The 21,242-nt window shown below is 49.6% G+C and carries 16 protein-coding genes; 12 read left to right on the forward strand and 4 right to left on the reverse strand.

Going from position 1 to position 21,242, the window contains the following annotated elements; all coding sequences use genetic code 11:
* Positions 1-18: 18 nt before the first annotated feature.
* Positions 19-831, reverse strand: a complete 813-nt coding sequence (locus tag ABJU74_RS15825; protein WP_348385201.1) for an AraC family transcriptional regulator — start codon at positions 829-831, stop codon at positions 19-21.
* 392 nt (positions 832-1,223) lie between these two features.
* Here ABJU74_RS15825 and ABJU74_RS15830 point away from each other — a divergent pair, with 392 nt between their 5' ends.
* From ABJU74_RS15830 to galK, 4 genes are all read left to right on the forward strand, one after another.
* Positions 1,224-3,338, forward strand: coding sequence for an alpha-galactosidase (locus tag ABJU74_RS15830; RefSeq protein WP_348385200.1), 2,115 nt, complete (start codon positions 1,224-1,226; stop codon positions 3,336-3,338).
* 110 nt (positions 3,339-3,448) lie between these two features.
* Positions 3,449-4,978, forward strand: coding sequence for an SLC5 family protein (locus ABJU74_RS15835; RefSeq protein ID WP_348422859.1), 1,530 nt, complete (start codon positions 3,449-3,451; stop codon positions 4,976-4,978).
* 84 nt (positions 4,979-5,062) lie between these two features.
* Positions 5,063-6,106 carry a UDP-glucose--hexose-1-phosphate uridylyltransferase gene (locus tag ABJU74_RS15840; protein ID WP_348385198.1) on the forward strand — a complete coding sequence of 348 codons (1,044 nt, stop codon included), beginning with the start codon at positions 5,063-5,065 and terminating at the stop codon, positions 6,104-6,106.
* Entirely contained in the window at positions 6,103-7,269 is a 1,167-nt protein-coding gene (gene galK, locus ABJU74_RS15845; protein ID WP_348385197.1) for a galactokinase, read from the forward strand. Before ABJU74_RS15840 ends, galK begins: the two co-directional genes overlap by 4 nt.
* Before the next feature lie 5 nt (positions 7,270-7,274).
* On the opposite strand, the gene ABJU74_RS15850 is transcribed toward galK, so the two are convergent.
* Positions 7,275-8,108, reverse strand: a complete 834-nt coding sequence (locus ABJU74_RS15850; RefSeq protein ID WP_348385196.1) for a hypothetical protein — start codon at positions 8,106-8,108, stop codon at positions 7,275-7,277.
* A gap of 223 nt (positions 8,109-8,331) precedes the next feature.
* Here ABJU74_RS15850 and ABJU74_RS15855 point away from each other — a divergent pair, with 223 nt between their 5' ends.
* A complete protein-coding gene (locus ABJU74_RS15855) occupies positions 8,332-9,669 on the forward strand; it encodes a dienelactone hydrolase family protein (protein WP_348385195.1) in 1,338 nt (445 codons plus the stop codon).
* 10 nt (positions 9,670-9,679) lie between these two features.
* Here ABJU74_RS15855 and ABJU74_RS15860 read toward each other — a convergent pair whose 3' ends face one another.
* On the reverse strand, positions 9,680-11,437 hold the full coding sequence (locus tag ABJU74_RS15860) for a carboxylesterase family protein (RefSeq protein WP_348385194.1): 1,758 nt from the start codon (positions 11,435-11,437) through the stop codon (positions 9,680-9,682).
* A gap of 70 nt (positions 11,438-11,507) precedes the next feature.
* Positions 11,508-12,740, reverse strand: a complete 1,233-nt coding sequence (locus ABJU74_RS15865; protein WP_348385193.1) for a DUF819 family protein — start codon at positions 12,738-12,740, stop codon at positions 11,508-11,510.
* A 244-nt stretch (positions 12,741-12,984) separates the two neighbouring features.
* Here ABJU74_RS15865 and ABJU74_RS15870 point away from each other — a divergent pair, with 244 nt between their 5' ends.
* The 7 genes from ABJU74_RS15870 to ABJU74_RS15900 all read left to right on the forward strand — a co-directional run bounded on the left by ABJU74_RS15870 (position 12,985) and on the right by ABJU74_RS15900 (position 21,209).
* Positions 12,985-15,339: a chemotaxis protein CheA gene (locus tag ABJU74_RS15870; protein ID WP_348385192.1), complete on the forward strand. Its 2,355-nt coding sequence runs from the start codon at positions 12,985-12,987 to the stop codon at positions 15,337-15,339.
* A complete protein-coding gene (locus ABJU74_RS15875) occupies positions 15,336-15,776 on the forward strand; it encodes a chemotaxis protein CheW (protein WP_348385191.1) in 441 nt (146 codons plus the stop codon). Before ABJU74_RS15870 ends, ABJU74_RS15875 begins: the two co-directional genes overlap by 4 nt.
* 49 nt (positions 15,777-15,825) lie before the next feature.
* Complete coding sequence (locus ABJU74_RS15880; protein ID WP_348385190.1) at positions 15,826-16,194, forward strand: response regulator; 369 nt, start codon at positions 15,826-15,828, stop codon at positions 16,192-16,194.
* Positions 16,195-16,241: 47 nt separating this feature from the next.
* A complete protein-coding gene (gene cheB, locus ABJU74_RS15885; RefSeq protein ID WP_348385189.1) occupies positions 16,242-17,306 on the forward strand; it encodes a chemotaxis-specific protein-glutamate methyltransferase CheB in 1,065 nt (354 codons plus the stop codon).
* On the forward strand, positions 17,303-18,130 hold the full coding sequence (locus ABJU74_RS15890; protein WP_348385188.1) for a protein-glutamate O-methyltransferase CheR: 828 nt from the start codon (positions 17,303-17,305) through the stop codon (positions 18,128-18,130). The genes cheB and ABJU74_RS15890 overlap by 4 nt, the downstream gene beginning before the upstream one ends.
* A 104-nt stretch (positions 18,131-18,234) precedes the next feature.
* Positions 18,235-19,770, forward strand: coding sequence for a bifunctional diguanylate cyclase/phosphodiesterase (locus ABJU74_RS15895; protein WP_348385187.1), 1,536 nt, complete (start codon positions 18,235-18,237; stop codon positions 19,768-19,770).
* Entirely contained in the window at positions 19,767-21,209 is a 1,443-nt protein-coding gene (locus ABJU74_RS15900; RefSeq protein ID WP_348385186.1) for a methyl-accepting chemotaxis protein, read from the forward strand. Before ABJU74_RS15895 ends, ABJU74_RS15900 begins: the two co-directional genes overlap by 4 nt.
* Positions 21,210-21,242: the final 33 nt, after the last annotated feature.

Here is a 21,242-nt window from a genome sequence, read left to right on the forward strand (position 1 = left end):
TAACAGTGGTATAAAATACTATCTATTTGGCAGACGACTGCGATATTCCCGTGGAGACCAGCCGATAATTTTGCTAAATTGCTTGCTAAAATGATACTCATCACAATAGTCCAATCGCGCGGCAATTTGACGCAACGTCAACGATCGATCTGCCAATAAATCGCAAGCTTGTTCCATCAAGAAACCCGATCTGTACTTTCCGGGAGCCATGCCCGATAATTTTCGGAATTTTTTTCGCAACAGCTCATAGGACATTCCCAAAGCATCGGATGCTTCGTGCACATCGCGACTGGTTTCCAGTGCCCGCTTTGCATTTTGAAGCCACTGTATATCCGCCTCCACATCATTGCGGGCGGCATTCTGAATATCCATTAGCAGCTGTTGCATCCGAACCGCTTCGGCCATCATCTTGACCGAATCTCCGTCATTCTGCTCACCAATGGCTTGCTTGATTTGGTCAATCCAATAATCCGAAGGATGCAAAGGCACCACAGGCTTTGAGGTGTCAAAACACCCGTTTTTGCGCCACAGATCGAAAATTGGTCCTTCAAAAACCAAATAAAGTTCATCCCATACCGATCCTTTGGGCGGACCGTACCAATGTTCCAGCCCAGGCAGCACGATAATGGCATCTCCGGCATTAACATCAAAGGCCAAGCCATTTTCATCCCGGTATGATCCCGTACCCTGCAATACATAAACCAATGTAAAATGGGGTAATATTCGGCGAGATGTCAAAACGCCGGCACCATTTTTCACAAAGCACGCAATGCGGATACCGCCCAAAGGCGACACGGCAACATTGCGAACGAAAAAACTGCTTTCTTCCAATGCACTCCCCTTATTTACACCGTCTCAAAATTCCACAGGCGACATTTTTATTTTATGGCCACCACGGTATAATCTATTTTCGAGATACCAAGAAACACATCTAAATACCAGAATGAACATTTCAAGCATCGCGCCCAAGGCTATTATCCGCACAGGAATATCTGTTTCACGACCGGCGTAATTGGGCTTTGCTGCAAGGCTTCGGTAAGGAGCATTTCCTTGCATTCAAGGAATAATATGCGAGGGAACAGGGACCAAATTGGGGAAGACTGGTTTTAATGCTAACATCTGAATCGCAACAAAAGATCGATCAGCAAAAACGGAATTCCGCGTCGCGGGGATCTGATGGAGCGCAAAACTGCGCCAATAGCTTGCCCCAGGACTTCATCCTGTTGAAGACAGACGAGACAGAGGTTGTGATTGGCGCGACGCCAGGTCAACGCCCCTATATTCTCTATTGGGGCCCGACGCTTTCCAACTCATCGGCAGAAGAATTGCACATGATGGCCGTTCGCCAACAGGCACATGGTGGTCCGGAAATCGACATTCCGCCAACATTGTCCAATGAACTGGCAACCGGTGTTTCAGGGCCTCCGGGCTTTATAGCGCATCGCAGCGGTATCGATTGGACGGCGATATTCACTGTACACACTGTCGAAAAATTATCCGACCATCAGGTCCGGATCATTTGCGAAGATTCAAATACAGCGTTGCGGGCCACTTATGACATTGCCATCGACCCTGCCAACCATGTGTTAATGGCGAAAAGCTCGATCACCAATATTGGCGAGAAAGCAATGACGATCGATTGGTGCGCGGCCCTGTGCATGCCGATTGATGAACGCCTCACAAAGTTGATGAGCTTTGCGGGCCGCTGGGCGATGGAGTTTCAAAAACAAGAAACCTCTGCCTTCCAAGGAAGCTATGTCCGCGAAAATAAAAGCGGACGGACCAGTCATGATAATTTCCCCGGGCTCATTGCCCTAGCGGATTCCACATCAGAAAATCACGGCCGAGCCGCTGGATTCCACCTCGGCTGGAGCGGTAATAATCGGGTGCGGGCGGATCGGCATTCCGATGGGCGTATTTCTGTTCAAATGGGCGAGCTTTTTTATCCCGGCGAAATGGAATTGTCCGCCAATGAAACATATGAATCGCCGATATTATACGCCGCGCAAACGGACAAAGGTCTCAACCATTTATCGGCTCAATTTCATAGATGTTTAACGGAAACCGTTATGGATGGCCGCGTGAACAAGAAGCCGCGTTTGGTGCATTATAATACTTGGGAAGCCATATATTTCGATCATTCGGAAGAGAAATTCCTGCAATTGGCAGAAAAAGCAGCCGCGGTCGGCGCCGAACGATTTGTTTTGGATGACGGCTGGTTTGGAGCACGAAGAAACGACAAGGCAGGACTAGGTGATTGGTGGGTTTCCAAAGAAATTTATCCTAATGGTCTCGAACCGCTCGCGGCAAAAATCCGTTCACTAGGAATGGAATTTGGGATTTGGTTTGAACCAGAAATGGTCAACCCTGACAGTGATCTCTACCGCGCCCATCCTGATTGGATTTTAGAAGCCGAAGGCGTCGAGCAAGTTCCGTTTCGCCATCAATATACGCTCGATCTGACCAAATCAGAAGTCTCAGAATATCTGTACGGAAAGATCAGCAAAATCGTTCAAGATCTTGGAATTGCTTACATTAAATGGGATATGAACCGAGAAATTCACCATCCCGGAAGCGCCGGCCGAGGCGCCATTCATCGTCAAACCAAAGCGGTTTATGCGTTGATTGAACGCTTGCGCAAAGCCCATTCTGATCTGGAAATCGAAAGTTGTTCTTCCGGAGGTGCGCGGACGGATTTTGGAATATTGGGAAGAACCGACCGCGTCTGGCTGTCGGATTCCAATGACGCGCTCGATCGACAGGACATTCAGCGCGGCGCCAGTCACTTTTTCCCCTTGAAAATTCTCGGAAGCCATGTCGGCCCCAAAGTCTGCCACATCACCAAGCGCACACTAAGCATGGAATTCCGCGCTGCCACAGCTATATTCGGTCATATGGGCTTGGAGTTAAACCTGCTCGAGGAAACCCCAGATGATATTGCAACATTAAAAAAGGCCATTGCGCTTTACAAAGAGCACAGAGATTTGCTTCACAGCGGGAATTTCGTTCGGCTGGAAACTCCCGACTATCTCAACGTCATCGGCGTGATCGCAAAGGACCAATCAGAAGCGATTATCAATTGTGTGAAATTGGTGGGGCATAAATCCACCCTTCCCAGCCGTATCTTTATTGAAGGTCTTGATCCTGCCAAGCGTTATCGGACAACCATATTATGGCCGATGCAAGATTTTGCCATCACGCACCCATCGATCATAGATATTGCCGATCTGTGCGGAGAAGGCAGTGATTTTTCTGGCGAAGCCCTTGCAGTGCAAGGCCTGCAACTGCCGCTGACCTATCCTGAAACCAGTATCATTTTTAAATTTCAGGCGGTTTAAATTGATCCTGATGCTGAAAGCTGAGACAAGACCAAAAATACCGCATAGAATTAATAAAGAGCAATCATTGCAGCGGAATAATGATCGGGAACAACCGGGGGGAGTTTAGCGTGTTCGAGACCAGCAGTTCCACGATACAATTGACCGTATTTTTTGGCCTCATGATCTTCGTGGCTTATCTGACGTGGCGCAAAGTCCATGCAGCTAAGGCTGCAAGTAAAGGCAGCGCAGACAAAGAAATTTTTCTTGCTGGAGGTGGCTTAAGCTGGTTTTTCGTAGCCGGTGCCATCACCCTGACCAATTTGTCCACTGATCAATTGGTTGGCATGAATGGCAATCAAATGCTTTTGCTGGCTTGGTGGGAAATTGCCGGATTTATCGGCTTGATCATGCTGGCCTTTATTTTCGTCCCGATTTATTATCGCAACAATTGCACGACTGTAACCGAGTTGCTTGAGCAGCGCTACAAAGGCGGCAGCATCCGAACGGTCATTTCGGGCTTTTTCCTGCTCGGCAATCTGTTCATTTATTTACCGGCGGTGATTTATAGCGGTGCGTTATTCATGCAATCCGTATTCGGAACCAACATGTCGGTCATGGCTATTGCTGCCATATTTGCCATAGTAGGCGCAGCTTATGCGATATTGGGCGGATTGCGAGCCGTCGCCGTGTTGGACACCTATAGCGGCATAGGGATTTTGGCCTTGGCCCTCGTCGTGGTTTTTCTTGCGCTGCAAGCTGTCGGTTTTGATATCAGCAGCGGAGTACCGCCAGAGCGTTTGTCTATGATTGGTGACAATGATTCTCCTATACCCTTTCACACCCTGTTTACCGGCATGCTTTTCATCCAGATTTTCTATTGGTCCACCAATCAGAATATCACCCAAAAGGCTTTGGCCGCGCCCAATGTCAAAGAAGCCCAAAAAGGCGTTATGGCCGCCGCATTTATTCGGGTGCTGATTGTTCCGCCGATTGTTGTCATTCCCGGGGTCGTTGCTTTTAAACTGTTCGGAGATGTCGGCGACAAAGCTTATGGTATGTTGGTCAGCGAAGTCTTACCAAGTTGGACCAGCGGGATGTTTGCGGCCATGATCGCGGCGGCAGTCCTAACCACTTATTCAGCCGTGATGAACGCCACAATCACATTGTGGTCGGTTGATTTTCATCGCAAGTTTCTCAATCCCGAAGTAGATGTCGTTCGGCTCAATCGCAAAGTCGGTATTGGCGCGATGATCCTGTCGGTACTGCTCGTTCCCGCCTATGCCAATGCTGAGAGCATTATCAATCTGTTACAAGAACTAAACGGCTTGCTGTCTATGCCAATTTTGGCAGCATTTATCGCCGCTTTGCTCTTTCGCAATATGGATGCACGCGCTGCCGTAGTTGGCTTAATCTATGGTGTTTCCACCTATGCGTTCCACACATTCTATCTATATGTGCCCAACGACGCATGGGGCGGGGAAACTTATTACCGGTATCTCGGCCTTGACTGGCTGCACTATATTGACGTGATGGTATTCGTATTGTTTTCATCAATTCTCGTCGCTCTAGTGACCAACTTGCTGGTCTTTGGAAATCGCGCGATCTTTGCTTACAGCCAAGCTGGACGCGCAATGCGCGCGAAAGAAAATGCGGCATAGTGAAAAAGGTTTGCGTAAATATTCCGGTTTCATTTTGCTGTTCCATAGCCCGCATATCTTCTTGTCTGTTAAGAACTGACGATCATGGCCACTGACAATTTTTTCTCCGACCATCCCCATCGCCGATTTGATCCTTTGCGCGACCAATGGGTTTTGGTTTCCCCCCATCGCAACAAGCGGCCATGGCAAGGCAAGGTAGACATATCAGAGAATCAACCCAAGCCCTCCTTTGATGACAATTGCTATCTCTGCCCCGGCAACGACCGGGCTCATGGCAACAGCAATCCAGAATATGAAGGCGTGTATATTTTCCCGAATGATTTTTCTGCTCTATTACCGGATACGCCAGCACCTGAAAAAGGCTCGCCTCTTTTTCGAGCAGAACAGGCCCGCGGAGAGGCTCGGGTTATGTGCTTTTCGCCGGATCACAGCAAAACGATCGCGGAATTTAGCATCGCGGAAATTGTGCCCATTGTAGAAGCCTGGTGCGATCAGCTCGAAGAACTGGGTGCCCGCTATAAATATGTGCAAATTTTCGAAACCAAGGGCACCATATTGGGGAGCTCCAACCCTCACCCCCATGGTCAGATATGGGCCAGTGATCATTGGCCGCAAGAGGTGGTCGTCGAAGATCGCACCCAAGCCGCATGGCATTCCACTCATGGTCGGTCCATGCTGCTGCAATTGGCAGAGGAAGAATCTGGCGGCAAACGCGTGATATTTGAGAATGACCATTGGTTATCGATAGTCCCCTTTTGGGCGGATTGGCCGTTCGAGACGTTGTTACTCCCAAAATTCCCTGTGAGCCGCATGCCCGATCTTACAGCCGCACAAAGGGCATCATTGGCGGAAGCCATCCATGGGCTGGTTGTTCGATATGACAATCTTTTCGAATGTTCTTTTCCGTATTTGATGGGCTGGCACGGCGCTCCCCATGACCTTAAAAACGATGATTACTGGCAGCTACATGCCCATTATTATCCTCCATTATTGCGCTCGGCTTCGGTGCAAAAATTCAAAGCAGGTTATGAAGCCTTAGCCGAGGCTCAACGTGATATGACCGCCGAGCAAGCAGCCCAAAAATTGCGCGATGCCGGCGGGGTTCACTATCGAGGAAATGCAGCATGACCCGGGCCAAGCTAATCGCGCGCGCGCGCGCCGGATTTGTGCGCGCATTTGATAAAGAACCGGAGTTTTTCACTTATGCTCCGGGCCGGGTTAATTTAATTGGCGAGCATACCGATTATAACGATGGCTTTGTGCTGCCCATGGCAATTAATTTTGGCACAGTCGTGGCCGCAGGCTCGACCAGCAACACAGAGATCTCAGCAGTGGCGGTCGATTTTTCAGACAGTCATGACCGTATTAAACTGGGTACCCCCATCACAAGACGAGAAGATCTGCCCTGGAGCCATCATGTACGCGGTATTGCAAATATTTTGCAAAATTCAGGACAAAAATTGGTCGGCACGAATTTGGCAGTTAGCGGCGATGTCCCCAAGGGTGCGGGGCTTTCCTCTTCGGCTTCCTTGGGCGTGTCCCTTGGCAAAGCGCTGACTACAATTGCTGAGCTGAACGAATTTAGCGCCGTCGCGTTGGCGCGTATCGCCCAACAATCTGAAATTGAATTTGTGGGGACAGCCTGCGGGATCATGGATCAACTCACCTCGGCCAGCGGACAAGCGGGCAGCGCGCTGCTATTGGATTGCCGCTCGCTCGAAACGCGCGCCATTGCGCTTTCTGAAAATTTGAGCGTGTTGATCGTCCACTCTGGCGTGGAACGTGGGCTCGCCGACAGCAGTTATAATGAACGCCGGGAACAATGTGAATTGGCCGCGCAGCAAATGGGGGTCGCTTCCTTACGCGATGTCGATATCGATCTGTTGGAGGCCTCTAAAAATAGTCTTGATGAGACTATCTATCGCCGGGCCAAGCATGTCGTGACGGAAAACGCGCGGACGCTGCAAGCAGCAAAAGCCCTTACCGAAGGAAATTTGGAACAATTGGGCCAGCTAATGGCTCAATCGCATATCTCGATGCGCGATGATTTTGCGATTACGGTACCAAAAGTGGATGAATTGGTTGCAATTGCACAGGCAGAGATTGGAGACCAGGGCGGCGCCCGTATGACCGGTGGTGGCTTTGGCGGCTGTATCGTTGCGGTAATGGACAAAGACGCCGTCGAAAGCGTCCGAGAGGCTATAACTGCCCAATATAAGACACCAAAGGGAGAAGCGCCCACAACAATCTCTGTCACACCCAGCGACGGTCTCAGCCTCATTGCAAATTAAAAGCGCTAGCTCCGATATTCTAGGGCAAGTGTCGCGCAAAGATGGTCGGCCTGACTAACGGTCAGAGACATATGGTTGCCGGCTTTCTTGGTTGGCACATATTGAACTTGGAAGGGGATATCGAGTTCAACATAGCGATGAAATGACATGTGTCCGCCAACAATGTCAGGCGACGCTCCGTCCAACATCAGGTTCACAAATTGCCGAGCGATCGTAGCAAGATGAGTTGAATTCACATGATCGCCTGAACCACTGAGATAAGGATGGCCGGGAGGGAAACCATTGTCTTTGGTGATCAGCCCGTGCGCGACGCGATTATCCTGATCAATCAATTCTGAAATAAAGCAATGCGCTTGCTCTTCCAGTCCGGTTCTGGCTGCCGATGCATAAGGGAAATCCATCAGTGCTGCCGGTTTTTCAATGGCGCGCTTCGCTTTATTTCGCCAGGTTTCGAAATCCCGGTTTTTGAAAATTACACCGGTCCCGGACATGCGATAAACCAGCGACCCATTTTTATCGAAAAAAGTCAGTTGATAGCGCGGGTCAGATTCATCCATTTTGCTGTCTGCTACACCATGTGTGGCATGAGAAACGCCGGCAGCGCCGCAAGTCCATTCGGTTTGCGTCAAAGCAGACCATTTCGTGGGATCCCAAGTACCTCTGGCAATTCCCGTTTCGACCGACGTCCAATAGTTGATCGTCTGTACCACTATAGGGTCAAAAGGAGCCAAGGTGAGCCATGGCCAAATGTCAGTGTCTCCTGAACATTTAAACGATACCGCTCCATCAACGAGAACCTCGTGGGAATGGGTAAAAGACTTTTTGCGAGGATGCGTCATCGATTTAATGATCGCAGAAACGCGGCGAGCTTACAACCAATGGCTAACTTGTCTCCACGCTTTAAACGGAAAACCGACATTTTCTTCCGCTATTGCATTTTTCGGTTCGACTTGGTCCTTACAACATTCTAACGACCGCTGACACGGTCCATTGATCAGAAACCAGCAAATGAAATGGTCTGACCACGGTAAAATACGCGCTGCTATCGACAAGGAATAAGCAATGAAGAAAAGGAAAATTGCCGCAATAGGTCTCGTCGTTTTGCTGATCAGCGGAGTTTCAGTTGCCTATGTCGCTTCCCCCACCATTCATGAAGGGCAAGTTGGTGAAGCGCCCGAGTTGGGCCGCGCTGGCCCGTTTCCCATTGGCACAAACGTCCAACAATTTGCCCTTGATAATCGGACTGAAATCACGGGCTGGGGAGCCGTTACCGGCAATTTGAAAGAAACGGAACGCGCGTTGTCCGTGCGTTTCTGGTATCCAGCAAAAGCAGCGAGCGGCAAGCCTACCCAATATAAACATGTCATGCGGCCACCGGGCAAAGACCCTGTGGCTCTATCCTCACAAGGCATGGCCTTATCGGACGCCGAGGCCCTGACTGACGCAAAATATCCGCTAGTTCTGATGTCCCACGGATTTGGCGGATGGGATACCCAATTTAGCAATCTTGCAGAACATATCGCTTCCCAAGGCTATATTGTGGCCTCGATAAACCATGCTGACAAACCCATCGAAAATGCCGCATCATTCTTTCTGTCATTCGGAAATGTTCTGGTGGATCGCACGCTGGATCAACGTCAGATTCTCAGCATGATTATTGACAAGGCCCAATCAGAAACACCGGCTTATGCAGCCCAGATAGATACGGATAATATCGCTTTAGTCGGCTATTCTATGGGCGGATATGGTGCAATTGCTTCGGCCGGTGCCGCTTATGATTTTGCCAATGATCCGATGACGAATATTCCGGATGATGCTCAGGAGCGGATGATATCTGCAACGCAAAAGCCTTTACCGATTAAGGCGCTGGTGACATTTGCACCATGGGGCGGCCAACCCGATAGCCGCGTATGGAACGCAGAAAATCTGGCCAAAATCAAGGTTCCGGCATTGATTGTTAGCGGCAATCAGGATGATGTTGTCAACTTTGAAGAAGGCGTAAAATGGCTATATGACAAAATGACCGGCTCCGATCGATATATGCTGGTCTATCGTGAAGCCCGCCATAATATCGTTGGCAATCATTTTGACTTAGATCCAGATACTGCCTTCACGACCGCAGAATTTTTGAAAGAACCCGTGTGGCGAAGCGATCGATTGAACAGCATCAACCAACATTTCGTCACCGCCTTTCTCGATATGACCCTCAAGGGCGAAAGTGATAAAGCCAGCTATTTGACCGTACCGACGGAAAATTCTAACGATAGCGCATGGCCGATTGGCTTTGGCGAACAGCTTAACGGCAAAACCGCTGGCGCCGAGCAACCGGACCATTGGCCGGGCTTTCAAAGGCGTTGGGCCGTTGGTCTGGAACTATATCACCGCACGCCAGATCAATAAATGGACTCGGCTATTTGCAATTGAGCTTATTGCCGTTGCGCCAAGCTTCATCGGACGTTTGCACTGACAGATATATCCGGCAAGCCAGCGCCGCATCTTCTAGGCGCGGATCTTTGAAAAGGGCGCTAGCAACGCCTTTGCTGCTTTCCCGAGAAGCCAAAAATTGGATCCCGCCATCCGATTGACTATCAAATATCAGCAGATTTTTTTTCGCGGCTTCTATCGACCAAGACCGCCAGTCCGGCCGCACATCTTTGCCGCCACGACCCGGCACACCGTGATACGCAAAGTGCCCCCAATAGCCCATCATGGCTTCTGATAAATCCAGTCTTTCGGCTTCATTTTCATCGGTAAATAACCATTGGTCTGCTGTAGCAAAAAATCGGAAACTCCCCATGACAAATGGGATTTCCATTGCATGAGCTGCGCCCATTAAGTCTCCAAAATCCGTCCCGAGTATCGACCCAGCATCGTCCCAATCAAAGCGATAAGCGAAAACTTCTTTATGCCCAGCAGAGACCATTTGAGTGGCAGGCATATCCACCGCTTTGACGCGCCACATACGGCTCGGATATTCCGATGCGGCATCATAAATATCTTGATCCCGCACATAGGGGATCATTCCCAATCGGGAACCGACTAACTCATCCAGACCGAGCAGAAAGAGCTTCATTTCATCTCTATTGGTCCCGGTTATGATGGGAACCGCATTGAAGGTTTCTGTTGAATCAAAACTGGACGTCAAACCATTTTTGGAAACCACAATATCATCTTCGATAATCCGCGGCAGCTCCCAGTTGCGTTTATGAAGATCTGCGCCATAAGCTGCGTGAAGTTGCTTGACAGATGCCGCGCGCAACGCTGGTGCCGTCACCTCGCCATCAATCATGTTAGCTGCAATTGTTACCGACGCATCTCTGCCGGTATTTTTGGCATCTGCGAGACTGATGGAATCGAAACTTCCCGATTGAATAATCGCTTTATGGAACTTACCCGCCGCCGCGCTGCTGCCGAGCAGCGTCGCGACATTATGCCCTCCGGCGCTTTCTCCAAAAATCGTGATATTGGCTGGGTCGCCGCCAAAAGGCGCAATATTGTCCGCGATCCAATCCAATGCTGCGATCTGATCCAAAATTCCGAAATTCGCGCTTTTATCCCATTCGGTTTCCGCCGCTTCTTCCAAAGCATCATGCGCGAACCAGCCCAGTGGTCCCAAGCGATATTGGATCACAACGACGATGACATTTTCCTGCACCGCAAGCGCTGAGGGATCATATTGTTCCGCGCGACCCCAAAAATTGGAACCGCCGTGGATCCACATCATCACGGGCAATTGCGTTTTCGCTGCCGTCGCGGCATCCATAGCAGGCGCAAAAATATTCAAATAAAGGCAATCTTCTTGCCCCATAAGATTGCCCAACGGAATCGCGTCGGCGCTTGTCCCTTCATCCAATGAGCGTCTGATTTGCACGCACCATGGCGCATCTTCCAAAGACGCTCTTACACCAGTCCAAGCGGCAGCCGGACGAGGCGCACGCCAGCGCAAATCTCCAACCGGCGGTGCAGCAAATCCAATGGATTTCCATATATGAGCGGGATTTTCATGATGCACATAACCGATCAAATCACCCTGACTGATGGTACGACGGGTTATTTCAGCGCTTTCTGGTGCCGGTAACTTTTGCGCGTCGGATGAACTTAACCAGAAATATAGACCAAAAATCGTCGCTATCCCAAGGCCAACTAGTAAAATTGTCCGCAGCTTCATCTTAGTCCCTCTTCGCTATATTTTGCTGTTTAAGCACAGCAAAGGCCGACTGGAAACGCAAAAAGGGCGCTTAGGGTGCGACCGCTTGCATTAACTGCGCACATAATATGGCGCCGTAAGTGCCCAGTGCATATCCCAATACGGCCAGCAATACGCCCACGGGCGCCAATGCTGGATGAAAGGCCGCCGCAACCACAGGCGCCGACGCTGCGCCGCCGACATTGGCTTTGCTACCGACCGCCACGAAGAAAAATGGCGCCCGAATTATTTTGGCAACCGTAATCAACAAAATGGAGTGAAACATCATCCAAATAAAGCCGACCAAAATTAACATCGGCGCTTCCGCCATTTTGAAAATATCCATTTTCGTCCCAATGATCGCAACGAGCAAGAAGATCAAAACTGTCCCCATTTTGGAAGCACCGGCCCCTTCGAGATTTCGGGCTCTGGTGAAGCTAAGACCAACACCAAGGGTTGTTGCAATCACAACGATCCAAAAAAATTTTCCCGCAAGAAAACTTTCAGCAAAGGCTGAACTGGTTGCAAAAAATTCTGCAAGATAGCCCGCCCAGAGATGAGACAAGCCCACGCCACCAAAAGCCACGGCCAGCAACATCATATATTCCACCGTGGTCGGTACACGTTCAACCGACAAGGTGAAATTTTCCATTTTCGCCTGCAATTTGTCAATCGCCGAAGAATCGGCTTTCAACCATTTATCGACTTTTTTGACATTGCCAGCGCCGTATAGCAGAAATGCCATCCAAATATTGGCGATCACAATATCAACCGCAACCATAGCGCCATATCTTTCCGCATTATATCCATAGACTTCCAGCATCGCCGTCTGATTGGCACCCCCGCCAATCCAGCTGCCTGCCAAAGTTGCTAATCCGCGCCACACCGCATCGGCCCCTTGGCCGCCTACCGTTTCCGGGCTGAACGAACCAACAATCAAAATCGCAATCGGCCCACCAAGAATAATCCCGATTGTGGCCGTGAAAAACATGATGAGCGCCTTCGAGCCCAGCCCCATAATGGCTTTGAGATCGATGCTTAACGTCATCAATATTAAAGCTGCTGGAAGAAAATAATCCTTTGCCACTTGCCAAAGGCCTTCATCCGCCGAAATCAATATTCCGAAACTGCTCAATAGGGATGGAATAAGATAGCAAAGCAATACGATCGGGATGAAAACAAAAAAGCGATCCCAAAAACCCCCGCGATTCTTCAACAAAAAAAGCAAACCCAAGACACCACATAGCACCCCGAAGCTGGCAATATTATCTAGCGGGAACATCATTGGCCGAATGCCTCGGAAACTATCTTGGTTGGCAGCATGTCTGACACTCCTTCGGCAGATAAGTTGGGGTGGTCTGCAGTTATCTAAAGATTATGCGGCAAATGTACATAGAATCGCGAACATATTGGCGCGACCAGTAACCAGCCGGGAAATAACTGGCAAAAGCGAAGAGATTGCGAATCAATTAACTCTTCATCAACCATGAAAGTGCATAGCTAAGACTGGCTGTCATGGGTTGAGTAGAATGGACGATCTTCACACTGAATTTATTGCGGAAACGCGCGAGATGCTCGAATCCGTGCAGGAAGAGCTGGTTGCCTGGGAAGCTGATCCTGCCAATAGGGACAAACTCGATGCAATTTTTCGTTTCGTCCATACCGTCAAAGGCAATTGTGGTTTTTTTGATCTGCCGCGCTTGGCTGAGTTAAGTCATATTGCCGAAAGCGCCTTGTCCGATGTGCGGGCGGGCAAACGGTCACCCGATGTTCAGTTAATCGATGCCATTTTTGCAACCATTGATCGTATCGGAGAGATGATCGACATTTTCGAACGAGGTGAAGACCTGCCCGAAAGTCGTGACGATGATTTGATCGGTGCGTTGAAAGTCCAAGATGGCGCTTCAAATGAACAAACCCCAAGTACCGACGCGGCGCAAACCGAACATAGTTTAACCACTAATACGCCAATAGCGCGCTCTATTCGACTACCCGTAACTTTGCTGGACCGCGTGATGGTTGGGGTGTCGGATCTCGTGTTGGTACGCAATGAATTGGGCCGACTGATCCGCGATTCTGATGCCGATACAACCATTCTCAGTACGTTTGATCGACTGACAACAACCATCGACGAGATGCGGGAAGATATCTCGCACATGCGCATGCATCGGCTCGATCATCTCTATAGCCCCCTCCCCCGGTTGGTCCGCGATCTGTCTGCGGAATTGGGCAAAAAAACTCATCTCGAGATTGAGGGTGGACAAGTCGAACTGGATCGAGAAATTATCGAACTTATTCGTGATCCTATCATCCATATTTTGCGCAATGCGATTGACCATGGCATTGAATCGCCTGCGGATCGAATATCTGCTGGCAAAGAAGAAACCGGCCTCATTCAAATCATGACCCGGCAAACTGGTAATCGCATCAGCATTGCGATCGTCGACGACGGCCGCGGCATCGATACTGTTAAATTATGCGCCAAAGCTGTAGCGAACGGAATAATCTCAGAAAAGGAAACAGCCGGGTTATCTGAAAAAGACATATTAGCTCTCATTTTCGAACCCGGTATCTCAACGGCCCATCAGGTCACGTCAGTCTCAGGACGTGGCGTAGGAATGGATGTTGTGCGGTCGAATATCGAACGTCTGGGCGGCGAAATTTCAGTCACCAGCGAAACTGGTGAAGGCACGCGCTTGTTTTTGTCCTTACCGGCAACATTGAGTATCGTGCCCTCGCTTACGGTTCAAGTGGGCGATCATCGATTTGGTGTCCCGCGTTCTTACGTCCAAGAAATTGTTAGCTCACGATCACAGGAATTGCAGTTTATCAACGCTGGTGATTCCAAGCTCGTCCATTATCGTGATCAGAAATTGCGCTGTTCGAAACTGGCCGATATTCTAGGTATTGACGCCGGTGATGATGGAAATTGCGATTTAATGATTGTGAAAATTGCCAGTGGCGATCTGTTTGCCTTGGCCGTCGACCAAGTCATCAGCCATGAAGAGCTTGTCGTCAAACCCCTGGCTGATGCCATAATGGCAACCAATTTATATACTGGCGCATCCCTACTGGATGATGGAAGCCTGGTTCTTATGCTTCATGTAGCTGGAATTGCGATCAAGGAAAATCTGCTTAGCGATATCGTGAAAAAACAACGCCGGCCTGCATTGAAAGACCAAGACAATATGGTCAAAAAAATCAACGTGCCTGCCGTCTTGTTCCAGGGATTGGATGAACAACCGCGATTGGTTCGGATGGATTCAGTTCATCGGATTGTTAAAGTCTGTCGCAGTGCCATACGGTCCCAAGAGTCCAGCGCACAAGTCGTTATCGACGATCATATCATCCCTCTGGCAGGAACATCTTGCGGCGATTTGCCCGACGAAAATGTAAATATCCTTTTGCTCAGTGATCGCACGAGTGAAATTGCCTATGCCATTGACAAGGTACTCGACACGGTCTCGATTGAAGGGGATATCCTCTCCGAAACAACCGATGGAGAAATTGAAGGCGTAACATTATTGGATGGTAACGCCCTGGAAATGCTCAATTGTCATTGGCTTTTCGCACATTATGGTAAGCCATTGGAAACGACCAAAGTCACGATTTGCAGAATGAATCTGGATGACGCTTGGGGCCGTTCGATATTAAAGCCTTTGGTAGAAGCTGCCGGCTATCAGGTCATTGGCGCCCAAGATAAGCAATCGGCAGATATCGCTATCGCACTGGATGAAGAGGCGGATCGAACGCTGGAAGCTACCGAAACCATCAGACTCACGTCTCGTGCCGATACAGACGAAAAAGCCGGCAATGAAATTTATCGCTACGATAGAGACGCCTTAAACGCTGCCCTCAAATCCAGAAAAAGGAAGTCGGCATGAACCAGACATTATTGGTTGCGCAACTGAACGGACGGCGGATCGCAATGGCCGCTAGCCAAATTGAATCGATTGTGGAAATCAGCAAAATAACTCCTGTTCCACAGACGCCAGACTATATTGAAGGCTTGTCCACATTACGCAGTAAGGCGTTAACGGTGATCAACTGCGCTCGTGTTTTAAAAATCAATCGCGATCATAGTCAGGCCGATACGGATCGACAAGCTGCCGTGGTGCATCATGCCGGCCATGACTATGCGCTGCTACTGGACGCCGTCGAGGATGTGGTGGAAACACAGAATGTTCCGGAAGAAATATTAGGAGGCGTGGGAGACGAATGGTCGGATGTCGCCTTGGGTATTGTTGAAACAGAAATTGGTCCGGCATTGATGGTCAATGTCGAGGCGTTCATCACAGTGAAATCTGATACCGCACATTAATAAATTGCTTAGAGTTAATTGTTTAGGGTCGTAAAAGTAGGAATTGTTCATGAGTAAAACTTGTCTGATTGTCGATGATTCAAGCGTTATCCGTAAGGTTTCGCGGCACATTCTTGAATCATTGGGCTTTGAAGTCACAGACGCAGAAAACGGCCAAGAAGGCCTTGAAAAATGTGATGAAAATATGACGGATCTGATCCTGTTGGATTGGAATATGCCGGTTATGAACGGCATCGAATTTATCAAAGCCTTGCGCGCGCGATCAGACGGCAGCAGCCCGAAAGTTGTTTTTTGTACAACCGAAAATGATGTCGAACATATTCGCGAAGCGATGAGCGCAGGCGCGGATGAATATGTGATGAAACCCTTTGATCACGAAACCTTGCAGATAAAATTGAAGCTTATCGGGTTTGACTAGAACCGCCTTATGAACCCCCCCCCAATAAGGAATAGGAAAATCTGTTAATGCAACGCTTCGATCAACAAGATCCCATTCGCGTCATGGTGGTGGATGATTCACTCACCGCGCGAACCGTGCTGCGCAAAATTATAGAAAATGCGGAAGACCTGATTTTATTGGAAGCCGCGAATAGCGCGGAACAAGCTCTTGAAAAACTTCATAATGTCGAAGTCGATGTCATTTTGCTCGACCTCGAAATGCCCGGCATGGGTGGATTGGCAGCCTTGCCGGAACTGCTGGCCAGCGCCGGCGAGGCACGCATCATGATCGTTTCCGCACTAACCGCCGAAGGAGCAAAAGTAACAATGACGGCCCTGTCTATGGGCGCAGCGGATACGATACAAAAACCGCAAGTTGGCGAATTTGATACCGAATATCGGACGGACCTGGCCAATCGCATTCGCGCGCTGAGGCCCAAAGCCACTAGCGCAAATAGGTCACAGCTTGCCACGCGGTCGGCACAGCCAAAAGTAAGAAAAGCCAATCAGAACAAGATTAAAAGCCTAGCCATTGGGGCTTCTACGGGCGGCATTCATTCCATGTGTCAATTTCTCAAGCAACTGCCCAAATCATTTCAACCCGCAATCCAAATCACGCAGCATCTACCGGCGTCCTTCATGCCAATTTTCGCCAATCAAATCGCGCTGGCTTCATCCCGCAAAACGCAGATTGCAGCCGATGATATGCCTGTTTTGCCAGGAGAGATTTTAATAGCGCCCGGTGACGGACATTTGAGTTTCACCATGAAACAGGACCGCTCGGTCGTTAAAATTTTGCGCCACAAAGTAGCCAATGGATGCTGTCCCTCTGTCGATCCCATGTTTGAAAGCCTCGCCGATACCTTAAATGGTGAAACAATTGGCGTGCTGCTGTCCGGCATGGGCCGCGATGGTTTACAAGGTGCAGAAAAAATAGTTGCTGCGGGCGGGATTATTCTCGCCGAATGCCCGGAAACTTGCGCCGTCTGGGGAATGCCTCGCGGAGTTACCGAAGCCGGTTTGGCATCGGCAGTCGCCTCGCCTGAGGATCTGGCAAATTGGATCGGTTCAAGAAATTTGGTGACGACATGACGATGATTTCCGGATCCGAGAGAATCATTGCAAATCTACTGGCCTCTAGAACAGGTCAAGAGCTGACCAACAGCCGCAGTTGGCGCATTGGCACCGCTTTGTCTGGGATTTTTCGCGAAAAAGGAATATCCAATACGGATCAATTGGTCTGTATGCTGGATGAGCCTGAACACTCGCATCTATCGCAACAGGTTGTCGAGGCTTTGCTCAACAATGAAACCTATTTCTTCCGCGATCGGGCGATGTTCGATCAGTTGGCTCACCGCGTATTGCCAAAAATTGCCAATCAACGTGCAGAGAGCAAATCTCTGCGGATATTGTGCGCTGGTTGCTCGACCGGCCAGGAAGCCTTGTCGCTGGCGATGATTTTCCTCGAGCAGACCGGCCGTTGGACGGATTGGCAGATAGAGATAACCGGCGTCGATGTCTCGCACAGCGCCATCGCCACAGCACGGTCTGGAATTTACTCGCAATTCGAAGTGCAACGCGGATTATCGGTCGCCCAGATGCTCGCCAATTTTTCCGAAACGCCGATGGGTTGGGAGGCGAATGAAAACTTGCGGCAAATGACACAGTTCAAAGTGCATAATGTTCTGCATCCTATGACAACAAACGCGCCCTTTGATATGATCCTGTGCCGAAATGTGCTGCTCTATTTCGATCAAGCCACACGCCAAAATGTTTTGACCCGTTTACTGGAAAACCTGAGTCCCGATGGTTGGTTGATGTTGGGTGCCGGTGAAACGGTCGCAGACCGCAACTCACCGCTTATGCCGGTCGAAAAAGGGATTAATCTGTTCCGGACAATTGCCACAGATTTGTGATCCCAAAACAATAGCCCAATTTTTCGGCTGCTCAGTTTACCATTTTGGGTCAAGTTAATGGTTCATTAGCCAATCTTATCTATCGATATTTTGAGAGGTAGAGCATGGGTCAAATATTCGATTTTTCTAGCTGGGGACCGCAAAGTATTGTCTTTGCGCCGTTGATCATACTCAGCACAATTGTGAGCGCAATGATCACCTTGTTGATGATCAACAATTCCATTGTAGCCTCCCCAACTTCTCCTCTGATTATCGGAGGGATTTTGGCCTATGTCGGTGCCGTTGCGCTGCTCGCCCATTTCGGTTTGTTATATATTAGACGCCTCGAACGACTGGCGCTTACCGATAGCTTGAGCCGCCTTCCCAATCGGCGCGCCTTGCATGCGGATGTAAGAAACCACACCGCTTCAGAAAATGAGCTGGCAATTGCTATTGTTGACCTTGATGGATTCAAGATGGTGAATGATCATTATGGTCACAATGTCGGCGACGACTTGATCAAAAAATGCGCAACAATGCTGGCCGAACTTTGCGGCGATGATGCCCGTTGTTACCGTTTGGGCGGTGACGAATTTGCGATATGCATGATTGATCCCTTAGCCGGGACCATCGTGGAAGGCATTAGCCGCTCCTTTATCGATAAATTCAAGAAACCAATTGTGATTGATGATCGCCGGATCATGATTGGCGCAAGCATCGGTATCACCAGCAGCAAAGGCCCTAATCGCCTGTCATCGATGGAACTCACCCGTCGGTCTGACGTTGCCATGTATGCCTCCAAACGCGGCGGGAAAATGCGTTGCACATGGTATAAGCCGGAACTGGACAGAAACCGGCAATCAATCCAGCAACTGGACGACGAAATGCGTTCTGCGCTGGTGCGGGAACAATTTCAGGTTTTCTATCAGCCACTGGTCAATGCCCAATCCACGCAGATAGTCGCCGTTGAGGCCCTATTGCGCTGGGATCGTGGATCGAAAGATCCCATTGGACCCAATGTTTTCATTCCCATCGCAGAAGAATCGGGATTGATCAGCACAATTGGTTTGTGGGTTTTGCGGCGGTCTTGTGAGGATGCTTTGCCTTGGGGAGACCTTAAGCTCTCGGTCAATATATCGGCGGTCCAGCTGCGCGATGTGGAATTTCCAATTCAATTGGGTCAAATTTTGGAAGAGACCGGTTTCCCTCCCGAGCGTCTCGAGCTCGAGATTACCGAGACCTGTCTTGTCAATGATCCCATCTTGGCGGAACGCAGCTTGGATATGATCCGTGGTTTTGGGGTCAATGTGTCCTTGGATGATTTTGGAACCGGATATGCATCTATTGGATTTTTACGGCAGTTCCGCTTTGAAAAACTCAAACTTGATCGTTCACTTGTCGTGGAAGCGGAAGATGACGAAGGCTCACGCGCAATGATGCTATCGAGCATTAGCATGGCCCGCGCCTTGAAAATGGGCGTTACCGCAGAAGGTGTAGAAACCAAGGCACAAGCCGATTTGGTCCGCGCAGCTGGCTGCGACCAAATCCAGGGCTGGTTATATTATAAGGCTCTGCCAGCCGCAGAAGTGCAGGACCAATTTAACAAACAGACTATTTCTGCCGAAGAATTTAAGACCAGGAAAAGAGGAACCGCATCATGACCGCAGTAGCGACCAACATGACCAGTTTAAGCGATGCAAGAGAAGAAGCAGAACGCGAAGCGGAGCGCGAAACCCAAGCAACCAATTCAGGTCTCTTGGCCCGATATTTTAATTGGTCGATCGGCACCAAAATCAATGTAATCAACGCGATTAGCGGGATGTTTGGAGCGACATTGGTTGGAATGGGTTGGTTCTCCCTCAATGCCATCGAAACCAGTTTGCTGACATCGGGTATCAATGCGCCTGAAGTGATCGCAATTGCACATAGTGGCAAAGCCGCATTTGTTATGCTGCTGATTTTGGCCATTTTCTGGACCATCATTGCCAACTATCGCATTGGTAAAGATATCACTGTAGGCCTGAAACGAATTACACCAATGCTTTGGGATGTGATCGACGGCAAAATGGATATGGATGTACCTTATCGCCATCGCAAAGATGAGCTTGGTGATATTGCGCGATCTGTGGAAGTGTTTCGTCGCGCTTCGATCAAACTCCAACAGGTTCGAGGGGAACGGGAAGAGGCCCTGGCGCGGGAACAAGATATCCGGGATGAGCAAAATGCATTGCGGGAAAGTCAGACCAAAAAATTGCAGAAACTATCTGAATCTTTCGAGCATATGATTGGCAATATTGTCAGCAGCGTTGCGTCCGCATCGTCGCAACTCAATTCTACAGCGACTTCCATGGCGTCTTCCGCAGAAGTGTCTTCTTCGCAAATATCCTCGGTCACAAAAGCAATGGAAGATGCCTCAAAGGGCGTTACCGCAGCCGCCGCCGCGAGCGATGAGTTTGCGATGTCCATTGGTGAAATTAGCCGGCAAGCATCCAGTTCCGCCGAATTGGCACGCAAGGCAACCGGCGCGGCTGATCAAGCCAACTCCACCATTTCGACACTGTCCAACTCCGCCGAAGAAGTCAGTCAGGTGGTCGAGCTGATCCAGAGCATTGCTCAGCGCACCAATTTATTAGCACTCAACGCTTCTATTGAAGCCGCACGGGGTAGCGATTCTGGTCGCGGATTTGCAGTGGTTGCTGCGGAAGTCAAAGAATTGGCCTCTCAAACCAGCAAAGCCACACAGGATGTTGCCGATCAGATTAATTCTATGCAGGAATCTACATCGGCCAGCGTCTCCGCACTGCGCTCTATCGGCCAACAAATTCAACAATTGGAATCCACTGCGGTCTCTATTGCTGCGGCGGTTGATCAACAAGCTGTCGCCGGACAAGATTTGGCGAAGAGCATCGATATTGCAGCCCGAGGCGCAGACGAGGCTTCGACCAATATCGGCAAAGTGCAAGAAACGACACTAGCGACAGGATCGGCAGCGACACAGGTGCTGGAATCGTCCACCGACTTGGAGAAACAAGCGGTTACACTGCGGGATCAAGTTGAGAAATATATGGGCCAGGCCCGTACGATGGAATTTTTCAAATAGATTTGTCTGCGACGGAAACGATCCTCCTTTTGG

It is taken from the genome of Parasphingorhabdus sp. (assembly GCF_039982415.1).
GTDB lineage: Bacteria > Pseudomonadota > Alphaproteobacteria > Sphingomonadales > Sphingomonadaceae > Parasphingorhabdus.